Genomic DNA, 11,507 nt, shown 5'->3' with positions numbered 1-11,507 from the left:
AGAAGAGAAGATGGGCCTGCCAGGATTCGAACCTGAAACCGATCGGTTATGAGCCGACTGCTCTACCATTGAGCTACAGGCCCGGATATTTTACGACTTTTGAATGACGGGTTTATCGCAAATGAGAGCGGCAGACGGGATTCGAACCCGTGACAAGAGCTTGGAAGGCTATTGTGTTACCCCTACACCACTGCCGCATTTCGGTAATAAGTAAACAGTGATCAGTATTCAGTAAATTTGCTGAGTGCGGTAATTAAGGAAACTGAATACTGCCTACTGAAAGTCGGGGCGGCCAGATTTGAACTGACGACCTCTCGGACCCAAACCGAGCGCTCTACCAAGCTGAGCTACGCCCCGAATTGCGTAACGACGAAATAGTATACTGTTGCTGAATCGCTGCGTCAATAGCAGCTAATCACCTTCGTAATGTGTGTATGGCTTGGTGGATGTATCTTCCTGTGTTTGCCGCCACTGGTGTGCTACCATCCGAAAAATGTCCGATTCGGTGATAATGCCAACGAGAGTGCCTTCCACGTCGACAACAGGTAATCCGCTAATGCGGTGAGTTAACATCAGGTCGGCTGCTTCGCCAATGGTAGCCGCTGGCGAAATAGAAACTGGCTCTTTGGTCATTACCGCCGCCAGCTTCAAGCTGGCCAGCAAATAATTCATCTCCCAAGTGCTTAATGCGGTAGCGTCAGACAGCCTGGCTTCGCGAATATCCCCATAAGTGACAATACCGACAAGACGGCCGTTTTCCAAAACGGGCAGCCTGCGAATTTGGTGTTCCTTGAGTAACGCATCTGCCTCAAGCAGCCCCATTGTGGGAACGGCCGTTATAACATCCCGACTCATCCAATCTTTTACTAACTCAAGACGCATCTTGTGCCCTCCCCGCATTTTCACTACGCAGGTAGCTCAACGCCAGAACAAATAGAATTACCACTAATACGGCCGAAACAACGCAATATTGGCAAAAAGCATGAATGACAACTGCCTCAACAACGGTAAGCCCTAACGAAAACAACAAGGCGAAACCTGTCACCGCCACCATGATTTCTGGCAAATAATCTACCAAAGGATGTTCCCAATCTCGCAGCCAGGCAAGCAGAAAAATAGTTGCATACCCCACTAAACCAATGAACGCAACCGGCACCGGCCCAATTGAAGCGTACGGCGCACCCGGACCACTTACTACGCCACAATCAAAAATACTCCCCACTTTGCAGCCAACAATGAGCACACCCTCATGAAATAGAAACAAATAGTAAGCCAACAACATGCCCGGCACAGACAAAAGTTGTATTAGGCGCAACTGCCAATCTTGTTTCATAGGCTTACGACCCCAATAGTGAATTTATCCGCTGCTGAAAGACCGATAAGGGCTGATTTCCTGGCAACAAGTTCCCGTCAATGAAAAAACTGGGGGTGGAATTAACACCTGCTTGTTGGGCCATTGTTACATTTTCCAAAATAATATCTGCGTATGGATTATCATCCAGGCAGGAGCTAAAGGCGTCAATATCCATTTCTAAAGAATCTGCCGCCTGCAAAAATCCAGCTTCCGTGTTGAAGCTCGCCGTTCCCTGAAGCGCAAATAACGCTTCATGAAAATCGGCAAATGCCCCCTGATCATTGGCACACATCGCCGCTACTGCGGACGGCATTGTTGGGAAGACACCAGCCTGGTTTTGCAAAGCAAAAGGTACAACTACCCACTTTACCTCGCCTGGCTCAATGTATTGAGCATCGAGCAGAGGGCCAGTCTCAAGGTTAAAGTCGCGGCAGTGCGAACAACCGTAATCAGAAACTTCTACAACCGCAACCTCTGCATCTGCATCTCCCACAACAATGCAGTTGTCCGGGTTATTATTGCAGAATCCCAGCAAACTTAAGCGGTTTGGCTCACGAAAAGCCAGGGCAATCAGGCCAATGAAAATTACAACGCCACCAACAATCAGCCCGCCGACTAGGAGCCAATTCGTTTGCTTCTTTGTTGATTTACGAGTTCTTGCACGTTTTGTCATTAATACTGTCCCTTTTGTAGTTTGATTGACTTCAGTCTATCCCGTAGATTATAACCAACGAGTGTTGGAAGTAACAATTCAGTCCTGACATCTGTCATCGCTGGTAGATTTTTTATAAATCGGCTAAGATTCAGCACCCCGTCATTTATTGACCCGAATGAACCATTCTGAGCAAGTGGGCATCACTTGTTTTGAACAAGAACCAGGGTCATCAGAGGAGAATTCGATGACAGATTTAAGTACAAAGTATCTTGGCATCACGCTTAAAAACCCTCTTATCGTTTCAGCTTCCCCTTTAACAGCTTACATTGATAATCTGAAGCGTATGGAGTTGGCCGGTGCGTCTGCTATCGTGCTGCCATCCCTCTTTGAAGAACAAATTGAGCTTCAAGGGCTAGGCGTAGACAAGGTAACCTCTGCCAATCAACGTACGTTGCCAGATGCTTTGCAACATTTACCGGAGATGAAGGAATATAATCGCGGGGCCAATGGCTATTTGGCGCACATCTACCAGGCAAAAAAGGCCGTCTCAATTCCGGTAATTGCCAGCTTAAATGGGTACTATAGTGGTGGCTGGGTGCAATATGGTCGGCTATTAGAGGCCGCTGGGGCAGATGCCATGGAGTTGAATATTTACTACCTGGCAACCAAGCCAAATATCAGCGGCCGAGAGATTGAAGAGATGTATTTGCACTTGGTGCGCGATGTAAAAGCGGCCGTAAAGATTCCGGTCGCCGTTAAATTGAGTCCCTACTTCAGTGCCCTGGCGCATATGGCTAGCAATTTAGACAGCGTTGGAGCCGATGGTCTGGTTATTTTTAACCGTTTCTATCAACCAGATATTGATTTAGCCACGCGGGAGATTGTATCTAGCCTTGATTTGAGTACACAAGCAGAGTTGCGCTTACGGCTGCGCTGGACGGCCGTTCTATCCAGCATCATCAAGGCCGATATTGCGGTCACAGGTGGTGTTGAGCACGGCACTGACATTATTAAATGTATGATGGCGGGGGCCAAGGTAACGGCCGTTGCTTCTGTGCTGCTAAAAAATGGCATTGAGTACATTAAAACCATGCTGGCAGAAGTTGAGCAATGGCTGGAAGAAAATGGGGAAGAAAGCATTGCTGCGTTACAGGGTGTGCTTAGCCAACAGCGGGTTACAGACCCTGCGGCCTTTGAACGCGCCAACTATATGAATGTACTGAAATCTTTGGAAGAGTAAGCGAAGGGGTTTAATGATTATCTTGCCACTCTTGGTGGTGAGATTCAGCTAACAGTCTAATTTCAGCAATCAGTTCAGGAGTGTTAATATTTTTCAGGCGGTAATCGCTGGCACCTGCCGCTAAAACCAACTCACGGGCTACCACATCAATATATGATGACAAAGCCAAAACGGCCGTGCCACCCTCCACGAGCTGCTCAACCAGTGCCACCATCTTTTTCAATTCATCATTCCGCCCAGTCAATCCAAGAACTGCTACATCTGGGCTAAAATCACCTGGAGCTAGCTGAAGTGCCTCATCTGCATCTACCGACGCCACAATGTTAATGCCGGAAGCAGAACGCAATCTTATGCGTAAAGCACTGCGTACACCTGTATGTTGGTCAATGATGATTAGGCGAATTGGTTCCATTAATCCAATCATAATAACTATAAAGCCTACTTATCCATATTCCAAAAAAGGATAAGTTCCAGTGATTGTAGCAACCAGTGACAATTGTCATGAATGCTCAGGCGCAATGTCACCCGACTCAAACAAACCCCAGGAAGGCTCTGTAACAAAATTGAAGCCTTACTTTCTGTCCATCCGCCAATTGCATATTCTTGTCACGAATGGACGAATCATTCTCATATTTCAAAACCGACACAGATACACCTTCATTCTATTCACAAAACGCGCGAATTTCTGCCGATGAAAGTCATCTGCCATTCATGACATTTGCCACGAGTTACCATAATCACAATGATTTAAACTGCCAATATCAGGAATCCCACGTTTAGCCCAAACAGGAGAAGATCGTGGTTACCGTAAATGAGTTAATGACTGTTATTCCTAGCAGCGTTGCCCCAAACACCCCCATGCGTACCGTTATTGGCGTCATGAAAACGGAAGGATGTCGTCAATTGCCGGTGTTGGAAAATGGAAAGTTGGTTGGCATTATTACGGATCGTGACGTCCGCCTGGTGATGAACTCCCCCGTGGTGCTGCACGGGCGGTGGCAAGATGAGGAGCTGCTGGACAATGTAACAGCGGAAAGCTGCATGACACCTAATCCAATTACTGTGACGCCCAACACGCCCGCCTATCGCGCGGCAGAAATGTTAAGCATATATAAATTTGGTGCATTACCTGTTTTAGAAAATGATACTGTTGTTGGGATTATTACGGTGACTGATTTTCTGGATTACGCAGCTCGTGCATTAGCAGAAGATGTCATTCCCGGTTGAACCGAGCCGACCAACACAGCTAACCAGTTAGTGGAAACGCAATTTTTAATCGGGTTCCATTGCCCGGCGTAGACTGTATTTTGAATGTGCCATTCATATCTTCAGCGCGAGCGCGCATGTTAGACAAGCCGTGCCCTACAGAATAATTTTTTGATGCCATATCAAAACCCCGTCCATCATCTATAATCCGCAAAATGACGTTGCCATCTTGCACATCAATATTGATTAGAACCTGTTCTGCATTAGCGTGACGGGCAATGTTGGCCAGGGCTTCTTGCGTTGTTAAAAAGAGCGACCGGGCAACAGAAGCTGACACCTGTGTTAGATCGTCTTGCTGGGCTGAAAGCGAAACCGCTACCATTGTATTAGCCTGGAACTCACGAACCAACCGACCCAATCCTTGCTCCAAATTACCCTGAAAACGATGCGGCCGTAAATCTAAAATAAAGTTACGAATATCGCGAATAGTTGTGTTGAGGGCTTCAATGGCGTGAGACAACAAGTTATCAGCGTCGTCGGGATTTGTATGCATGGAAAGTTTTGTGGATTCTAATGTCAGGCCGACGGCAAAAATTGATTGGATAATACCATCGTGTAAATCCATACCGATGCGGGTGCGTTCTTCTACGATGGCCAAACGGCCGACTTGCTCATACAAACGCGCATTTTGAATTGCAACGGCCGCGTGGGCAGCTAACAACTCCACCAAGTCCTCGTCCGTCTGAGTAAATTCATCCGCCCCGATTTTGTTAGTTAAATACAGGTTGCCCAATGTCTCGCCACCGGCAATGACAGGTACACCTAAAAACGGCACCATCGGGGGATGGCCCTCAGGGAAGCCAACCGACCGGGGATCATCTGAGATTCGCGGAACGCGAATGGTCTTTCGCTCCTTAATGATGGCCCCCAGCAAACCAAGTCCCTTGGGCAGGTGAGGAATTTCGGTAGATACTTCTTGATCCATGCCACTATCCACAAAGGTATCTAGGTAACCGTGGCTGTTTGGCACGCCCAGGGCCGCATATTCTGCATCGGCTAAGTCGCGGGCGACATCGACAATTTGTTGCAACACCTTATCCAAGGTTAGCTCACCAGAAATAGCCATCGTCGCCTTATCCATAGCCGCCAATTGCCGATTTTTCTGCTGGAGCTGCTGGCGATCGGCAAGGTTTGATTCGATTAGTCTGGCGTTTTGGATGGCTACGGCCGCATGTGAGGTAAACAGTTGTAATACCTGCTCATCGGTAGAGGTGAAAGGCTCCCCATTGAGCTTATCCGCAAGGTAGATACGGCCGTAAACAATACCATCTCTCATTAACGGCATCCCCAAGAAAGTATTCATTTCTGGGTGACCAGATGGAAACCCTGTAAAACGAGGATGCGCTTTTAGCTCATCAATCCGAAAGGTCTGTTTCTTCTCTGCAATGTCTCCCAGCAAGCCAATTCCCATAGGCAAATGAGCAATCAATTTTGCTGATGACGGATCAATGCCAGAGTAAACAAAGCTAGACGGTATTTCATCTTGGTTAAAAGTAGCTAAAACAGCGTATTTTGTAGAAAGAAGCTCGCGACCAATATCTACAATGCGCTGCAACGTTCCTGGTAAATTTCCTGCCTGAGATATTTCCAACGTTGCTTGACAAACGGCTTCCAGAAGTAAATCTATAGTACGACCATTTGTGATCATCTAAATCCTTTTCCTAACTGCCAAACAATGTCTAATCAACGATAGGCACAGAAAATAGCAACCTTCAAATTGAAAGAAGAATTGGATCCGTCTGTTAGTTCAGATAATCTTTTAGGTGATGCTGAATTGCGTAGGCGGCAGCCTCCGCCCGGTTAGAAACCTCTAGCTTCGATAAGATACCACTTACGTAGTTACGAACCGTCCCTTCACTCAAGTAGAGTGCTTCAGCAATCTCACGATTTGTTCTGCCTTCGGCAATTAAAGACAAAACCTGCATTTCCTGTGATGTCAAATCGCTGAAAGCCGCTGATTCTTCCTGCTGAATTGAACGGCGCATCTCATTAAAAATGCGCTGTGTCAGCGAAGGGTCTAGGGTAGCCTCACCACGAGCCGCGGCTTCAATTGCTCTAACCACATCATTGCTGCCCACCTGCTTCAAAACGTAGCCAGAGGCCCCTGCCCGTATGGCGGCGAACAACATATCGTCTTCTGCATAGGAGGTAAGCATGATCACTTTGGTATTTGGCAAATTAGCCATAATTTGTTCACACGCTTCAATACCACTGCCACCTGCCAATCGAATATCCATCAAAACAATGTCTGGTTTATGCGCCAGTGCCTTGTTAACAGCTTCTTGCTGTGCAGAGGCTTCAGCTATCACTTCAAAACCGGGGTTTCGTTCTATTAGGCTCTTTAAACCCAAGCGAACGACTTCATGATCGTCTACTAGAAGGATACGTAATCGTGACATATCTATAAGTATAGCTTTTTCTACTTGGTTCAACAAAATAAGTTCTAACATTTGTTAAAACAAATGATCAAACGCAAAAATACGCGTGATGTTATTCACTATGTAATTGGTGCCGGTAAAAGTATCTTTGTGGCTGAATTTTATTGTCAAAATATTCGAGGCTGTATGTTTTCTCAAACCGCATCACAATTTACAGTAAAAGCTGAACACCTTGCACTACTAAAAAACAGTACATTGTTTCAGGAAATTAGCGATTCAGAATTAGAGACAATCTGTAAGGTTGGCGTTTTAGAAAAGTTCAGTCAGGACAGCTATATTTTTCACCAGGATGAATCAGCAAATACGATATCGATCCTTGTACGTGGGATCGTTCATCTAAGTCAACTCACTATAAAAGGACAACAGGTCATCATGCATTACCTGAGTCCTGGTGATGAAATCGGGATTTTGGCACTTTTTCCAGATCAAGCGTACCCGGTTACGGCCGTTTCCGCGACTGACTGCCTTCTACTTAGCTGGTCTAACACCACGCTAGCTGCGCTTATCAATCAATTTCCCCGTCTAGCCCTTAATGCCCTTCAAATGATGACGAAACGGTTTGTCGTTTTACAAAACCAATATCGTCAACTTGCTACAGAACGGGCAGAGCAACGGATTGCTCGAACACTTCTGAAAATTGCCCACAAAAGTGGGAAATGTGATGTTCAAGGCATTTGGCTGTCCCCACCCCCCTCACGACAGCAGGTTGCAGAAATGACAGGCACCACGCTCTACACAGTTAGCCGTATTTGTAGCAAATGGGAAAAAGATGGGGTCATTGGTACCAACAGAAGATGGTTGCACATAAAGAAGTATGATATGCTAAAAGCCATTAGCGACGATAACCATCACCTACAATAAAAATCCTTCAGATTTACATCTAACATTCAGCTTAAATTTACTTCTAAATCCTAAACAATTTCGTAAAAGATCATCGTTAATTGCGCCACCGCAAAGAAAGCTGTATATGTAACCGTTATACTGTTCCTCGAGGGGCTTTTATGTCCCTGGCGATTTTTAAGTTAAACATCCACAGGAGGATAGTTTATGAGTCAACAATCATCTACGAATAGCAGCAGCTCGTTTCGGCTGCTCATCCTCGGCATCATTGCTGTGTTGATTGTTGCTGGGTTAACTTTGGTTATCATGGCCGTAAGTAATTCCGGCGAGAATGCAAACGGTGATGAACGTGTCAACGTTCTTGCGGACAGCGATGACGATTGTGTTGTTTGCCACGAACGCAACACACCCGGCATTGTTGAACAGTATGGACATAGCACGATGGCAGCCGCAGAGGTAACCTGCCGCGACTGCCATGAGGTTGATGCCGATTACCCAGGTGCAGTTGAGCATGAGGAAACTTATGTGCTTAATTCACCAACCACAGCAATGTGCGAATCTTGCCATGAAAATGAAGTGGCCCAATATAATCAAAGTCGTCATGGGCTTCCTTCCTATGTAGCCTATGCCGGGCAAGAGGTGCTATCTGAAGACCTTTTGGATATTTATTCATCCATTCCTGAAGGTGGCTACAGTGATGATAAGGTACGAGCCAGAAATTCACTTCATGCCATTGAGGGGCCGGCCATTACTAAATTTGCTTGCGAAAGCTGCCATGACATCGGCAAGCCAGCAGAAGATGGTTCTGTAGGTCAGTGTCAGGATTGCCATTTGCGCCATGAGTTCAGCTTAGAGCAGGCTCGCCGACCAGAAACGTGTAATGCATGTCATATCGGCCCAGATCATCCGCAGTGGGAAATCTATCAGGAATCACCACACGGTATTGCTTACGCTACAGATGGACACAACTGGGATTGGGAAGCCGAACCAGGTACGCTTGATACCACCAACTTCCCCGCGCCTACCTGTGCTACTTGTCATATGAGCGGATTTGGCCCAACAGCTACTACCCACGACGTTGGCGACCGGCTCACGTGGAACCTGGCTGCACCAATTAGTTCAAGACGTCCCGCCTGGCAAGACAATATGACTCGGATGCAAGGGGTTTGTTCTGAATGCCACAACAGCAACTTTATTGAAACATTCTATACGGATGCAGACAAAGCTGTTGAGCAAGTTAATGCTTGGGTTGTTGAAAGTGATGAAATCATTCAACCATTGAAAGATAATGGGTTATTAACTGCCCAACCGTTCGACGAACCGATTGATTTCGTTTACTTTAACCTGTGGCATCATTGGGGCCGTACTGCTAAATTTGGCACCTGGATGCAAGGTGCCGATTACGTGCAGTGGCATGGTGCTTACGAAATCTTACACGATCGGGCAGAGCTGATTGAAATGGTGAATGACAAGCTGGAAGAAGCTGGCATGGAACCCATTGATCCCGGCCCTCCTGGTCCAATTGATAGTAATTAATCCCCATCCCCGGGCGTGATCAATTTGTATTGATCACGCCCGGCGGTTTTTGGCAATCTCAATATGAACTATTTAGCAACTGTTTTTCCTAGGGCCAGGCGGCGGCGTGTGCCCATTTCTCGCGATCAGGCTATGCTGCTGATGGCTGCCTTTAATGAAATTATGCTGGGACTGGATACGTTCCTAGCTCATGTTTTAAACAATACGATACAACCCCGTGAATGGATTCCGATCATTTTCGGGCCAGTGGCCGGTGTTTTACTTCTCATCTCTGGAATGATTGCCTTGCGCAATCGCAGAACGGCTAGTTGGTTGGCCACGGCCGTTTTCATCGCCAGTATCATCGTTGGGGTGTTGGGGGCGTATTTCCACCTGGTGCGAGGCACCTTACCTACTGCGCCGATTGGACAGCGCGTAACGCTGAGTCTGCTGGTCTGGGCACCACCGTTCTTGGCACCTTTTGCCTTTGCTGGCATTGGCATGCTTGGCCTCAGTGCTGCCTGGGAAGAGTCACCGTCTGGCAGTGGTCGCCTTAAGATTCCGTTCGGGCGCACGGTACAAATGCCGTACAGCAAAACCCGCGCTTACTTCTTTTTGGTAAGTCTAGGCACATTAGCGGCGTTGGTGAGCAGCGCGCTGGATCATGCACGGCACCCTTGGGAAAATCCCTGGCTTTGGGCACCGTTTGTCGTTGGGGTATTTGCTACGGCCGTTTCTGCGGGAATGGGTGCCGTCAATCGGAAATTGACAGCAGAAGATGTCACCATTTATCTTGCTGCCATGGTTTTGATGATTGTGGTAGGGGTTTTGGGAACGTACTTCCATGTTCAAGCTGACCTGACTTCACAAAGCACTATCGTTCCTGAACGGTTCTTGCGCGGCGCACCTTTTATGTCGCCGTTGCTCTACACCAACATGGGTTTGGTTGGCATCCTTGCGCTGCTCTCGCCAAAAGAGGCGACTGAAGAATAGCTCATTTTTCTTCTTGTTGATACTGTTTATACCAATTTTCAGAAACGGTCGTTTCGTTCAATATAGTTATCTGCCTCCATTATTTGCTGACAGCAGGGCAAATGTTGGTGAGTAGGTACATTCGGGCGACGGCCGTTTCTTATAATAAAACTGGGCTTTCTGCCTAACCCTGTAGCAGAGTGGCATTCCTCCCGCCAGCTCGCCCCCACAACATCCACCCCAATCTGTCTCTACCAAACGATATACCTCAACAAACTACCTTTACGCGTTTTCCCTTCCCATTTGAATCCAGCTACACATTGGAATAAAATCCAGCTCAACCATCTCCGGGAGAAACGATGACACCAGAGCGAATTGGCCGTTACAAAATCATTGAAGAGATTGCCAGGGGCGGCATGGCGGCCGTTTTTCTGGCAGAAGACCCCATGATTCGGCGGAAGGTAGCGGTGAAGGTGCTTTCTGCCAAAATGTTGGCCACCGACCCCAACTTTTATGATCGCTTTCAGCAAGAAGCTGAAACAATTGCCGCGCTGGAGCATTCGGCCGTTATTCCCATTTACGATTTTGGGCATCAGGGCGACCTCTCTTACATTGTGATGCGCTACATGCCGGGTGGCACCCTGGAAGCGCGGCTGCAAAATGGTGCGCTCCCATTGGAGGAGACGAGCTACATTATCGAACGTGTGGGAGCTGCTTTGGGCGAAGCCCATGAAAAAGGCATTCTGCATCGAGATATTAAGCCTGCCAACATTTTGTTTAACGGCCGTAATGAACCCTTCCTCTCCGACTTTGGCACAGCCAAAAATTTGCAAGCAGCCAAAGGCATTACCGGCACGGGCGTCATGATTGGCACGGTTGAGTATATGAGCCCTGAACAAATTCAGGGCACCAAAGAGCTGGACGGCCGTACCGACATTTACGCTCTGGGCATCGTCCTATTCTTCATGCTCACAGGCGAATTACCCTTCAAGGGAGACTCAATTGTGAGCATAGTGATGGCGCATCTCAACAATCCCATTCCCAGCGTTCAGGCAGCTATCCCCACCCTGCCATCCCCCTGGGACGAATTGTTGCAAAAAGCACTTGCAAAAGACCCACAAGATCGGTATCAAACCGTGGATGAGCTAGTTCAGGCAGTCAAAGAATTGATTAAGAAAAGCGAATCTTAAAGTCGCTCATCACTGTATCCAAACTCATTAACCACAT

The 11,507-nt window shown here is 47.3% G+C and carries 12 protein-coding genes and 3 tRNA genes; 6 read left to right on the top strand and 9 right to left on the bottom strand.

All coding sequences use genetic code 11. The annotated features are described in order from the left end of the window. Positions 1-11: 11 nt before the first annotated feature. From ACOQPU_RS06955 to ACOQPU_RS06930, 6 genes are all read right to left on the bottom strand, one after another. A tRNA-Ile gene (locus tag ACOQPU_RS06955) sits at positions 12-83 on the bottom strand. Positions 84-126: 43 nt separating this feature from the next. Beyond that, positions 127-197, bottom strand: a tRNA-Gly gene (locus ACOQPU_RS06950). 86 nt (positions 198-283) lie between these two features. Next, positions 284-357 (bottom strand) — tRNA-Pro (locus tag ACOQPU_RS06945). A gap of 54 nt (positions 358-411) precedes the next feature. Continuing rightward, complete coding sequence (locus tag ACOQPU_RS06940; RefSeq protein WP_420644397.1) at positions 412-882, bottom strand: CBS domain-containing protein; 471 nt, start codon at positions 880-882, stop codon at positions 412-414. Further along, entirely contained in the window at positions 872-1,333 is a 462-nt protein-coding gene (locus ACOQPU_RS06935) for a vitamin K epoxide reductase family protein (RefSeq protein WP_420644396.1), read from the bottom strand. Before ACOQPU_RS06935 ends, ACOQPU_RS06940 begins: the two co-directional genes overlap by 11 nt. Before the next feature lie 4 nt (positions 1,334-1,337). Continuing rightward, on the bottom strand, positions 1,338-2,027 hold the full coding sequence (locus tag ACOQPU_RS06930) for a DsbA family protein (protein ID WP_420644395.1): 690 nt from the start codon (positions 2,025-2,027) through the stop codon (positions 1,338-1,340). Positions 2,028-2,253: 226 nt separating this feature from the next. On the opposite strand from ACOQPU_RS06930, the gene ACOQPU_RS06925 reads away from it, so the two are divergent. Further along, positions 2,254-3,249 (top strand): dihydroorotate dehydrogenase-like protein, encoded by a 996-nt coding sequence (locus ACOQPU_RS06925; protein WP_420644394.1) that lies wholly within the window; start codon positions 2,254-2,256, stop codon positions 3,247-3,249. Positions 3,250-3,259: 10 nt separating this feature from the next. Here the strand turns inward: ACOQPU_RS06925 and ACOQPU_RS06920 are convergent, their stop codons facing one another. Then, the gene (locus ACOQPU_RS06920; RefSeq protein WP_420644393.1) at positions 3,260-3,673 is read right to left on the bottom strand and encodes a hypothetical protein; all 414 of its coding nucleotides are present in this window, start codon (positions 3,671-3,673) and stop codon (positions 3,260-3,262) included. A 374-nt stretch (positions 3,674-4,047) separates the two neighbouring features. Here ACOQPU_RS06920 and ACOQPU_RS06915 point away from each other — a divergent pair, with 374 nt between their 5' ends. Next, positions 4,048-4,476 (top strand): CBS domain-containing protein, encoded by a 429-nt coding sequence (locus ACOQPU_RS06915; protein ID WP_420644392.1) that lies wholly within the window; start codon positions 4,048-4,050, stop codon positions 4,474-4,476. A 19-nt stretch (positions 4,477-4,495) separates the two neighbouring features. Here ACOQPU_RS06915 and ACOQPU_RS06910 read toward each other — a convergent pair whose 3' ends face one another. Next, the gene (locus ACOQPU_RS06910; RefSeq protein ID WP_420644391.1) at positions 4,496-6,163 is read right to left on the bottom strand and encodes a GAF domain-containing sensor histidine kinase; all 1,668 of its coding nucleotides are present in this window, start codon (positions 6,161-6,163) and stop codon (positions 4,496-4,498) included. Positions 6,164-6,257: 94 nt separating this feature from the next. Next, positions 6,258-6,965, bottom strand: a complete 708-nt coding sequence (locus ACOQPU_RS06905) for a response regulator (protein WP_420644390.1) — start codon at positions 6,963-6,965, stop codon at positions 6,258-6,260. 12 nt (positions 6,966-6,977) lie between these two features. On the opposite strand from ACOQPU_RS06905, the gene ACOQPU_RS06900 reads away from it, so the two are divergent. From ACOQPU_RS06900 to ACOQPU_RS06885, 4 genes are all read left to right on the top strand, one after another. Next, positions 6,978-7,814, top strand: a complete 837-nt coding sequence (locus tag ACOQPU_RS06900) for a Crp/Fnr family transcriptional regulator (RefSeq protein WP_420644389.1) — start codon at positions 6,978-6,980, stop codon at positions 7,812-7,814. A gap of 186 nt (positions 7,815-8,000) precedes the next feature. Continuing rightward, entirely contained in the window at positions 8,001-9,329 is a 1,329-nt protein-coding gene (locus ACOQPU_RS06895) for a multiheme c-type cytochrome (protein WP_420644388.1), read from the top strand. Positions 9,330-9,437: 108 nt separating this feature from the next. Further along, entirely contained in the window at positions 9,438-10,301 is an 864-nt protein-coding gene (locus ACOQPU_RS06890) for a hypothetical protein (RefSeq protein ID WP_420644387.1), read from the top strand. 338 nt (positions 10,302-10,639) lie between these two features. Then, complete coding sequence (locus ACOQPU_RS06885) at positions 10,640-11,470, top strand: serine/threonine protein kinase (protein WP_420644386.1); 831 nt, start codon at positions 10,640-10,642, stop codon at positions 11,468-11,470. Positions 11,471-11,507: the final 37 nt, after the last annotated feature.

Source organism: Candidatus Leptofilum sp. (assembly GCF_965223285.1).
In the GTDB taxonomy this organism is placed as follows: domain Bacteria; phylum Chloroflexota; class Anaerolineae; order Promineifilales; family Promineifilaceae; genus Leptofilum.
Note: the sequence above shows the minus strand (reverse complement) of the source record. Positions and strands in the feature narration are given on the sequence as shown.